Source organism: Pseudomonas sp. R62 (assembly GCF_000257605.1).
In the GTDB taxonomy this organism is placed as follows: Bacteria; Pseudomonadota; Gammaproteobacteria; order Pseudomonadales; family Pseudomonadaceae; genus Aquipseudomonas; species Aquipseudomonas atacamensis.
Window position 1 is genome coordinate 1 of sequence record NZ_AHZM01000859.1, and the last position, 1479, is coordinate 1479.

Here is a 1479-nt window from a genome sequence, read left to right on the forward strand (position 1 = left end):
TCCCGGAGGGAGAGGGAGCTGATCTCCGTGCTTTTCAAACCTGAGTTCGACTGGATATCTCAGGTCGGTGTATGACCCAAGAGCAACACAGTCGGCCCCCTCTCCCTCCGGGAGAGGGCTGGGGTGAGGGGGTAGCGATCTAAAGCTCAAGCACCCGATCAACCAACGCCTCAACCTGCTCCTGCCTTTCCGCCTGATTCAACTTCGCCTGCGGATTGAGCGACGACCACTGCGGATGCGCGCGCGCCTTGTTCAGCGCTTCCGGCAACTTGCCTTCGCGCCAGGTTTTATCCACAGGCGTGGCCACCTGAATGCTGTCCATCGCCGCATGCCCGCGCTGATCGAGTGCCAGCAGCAACTGGCGCTGGCGCAGCGCCAGAAGGCGCAGCACGGCGTCATCCACTGTCAATTCCCGCTGGCCTTTGATCTTGCCGAGCAGGCGACTGCCATAACTGCGCGCGGTTTGCAGCGCACCGCCGGCGATCGCACCGGCCAACGCCGCCGCGCCGAGGGTAATCCCGCCGACCAGCAAATCCACACCAGCCCCGGCCGCTGCACCGGCAGCAATGCCACCGCCGACGCGCACGCCCAGTTGCTTCAGGGTTTCCGGGTTGAACAGGTCATCGCCCCAGCGCCCGTCGAGCAACGGCAAGTCACTGGCCGCCGCGTCCTGCGGGCGAAACGCGTAGAGCTTGAGCAACGCCTCAACGCACTTCTGCTCACGCTGGCGTACGGCTTTGCGCAGCTCGCTGATCGCCTGCTGTTCCTGCTCGGCTTCGCTGACCACACTGCGCCGGCACGCAGCGCAGTCGATCAGCAATTCGGCAATCAGGCGTGCGGCGCTTTGCTGACGGGCGAGGCGCTGCGCCTGCTGGTCGGCGATCAACCGCTCCAGTTGCGGCCGGGCGTTTTCCAATAGCAGGGCGAGGCTCTCGTACAAGCGCCGCTCGCCATCTTCGGGCGGTGCGACGCTGTCGAAACGTACCAGCGCATGCAGCCCCAACCGCGCTAGCGCCTCGCGCCAATCGGGTTCGCGATGGTTGGCGCTGCTGACGAAATTCAGCACCGGCAGCAGCGGTTTGCCGCAACTGGCGAGCACTTCCAGTTCGTCGCGGTACTTGGCCAGCACCGGTTCACGGGCGTCGATCACATACAGACCAGCATCGGAGGCCAGCAGTTGTCGCAGTACCTTGGCTTCCTGTTCGAAACGCTGGCGCGCCTCGCTGCCGTCGAGAAACCGTGCCAGCCGTGCCGGGCCGTCGAGGCGTTCGCCGGGGCGCTCCAGACGTTCGAGAAAATCCAGCAGGGCGATGGCATCTTCCAGCCCCGGCGTGTCGTACAGATCGAGCAACGGCTCGCCATCCACCGACAACCGCGCGCCTTCGACATGCCGGGTGGTGCTCGGCCGATGCGAGACTTCGCCGAAGCCGACATCGCGGGTCAGCGTGCGCAGCAGCGAGGTCTTGCCGACATTGGTGT

General features: G+C 65.2%; 1 protein-coding gene. It reads right to left on the reverse strand.

The window, feature by feature from the left end:
- Window positions 1–139 precede the first annotated feature (139 nt).
- Window positions 140–1479: GTPase/DUF3482 domain-containing protein (locus OQK_RS00635; RefSeq protein WP_016770665.1), on the reverse strand; the 1340-nt coding region annotated here is incomplete at its 5' end.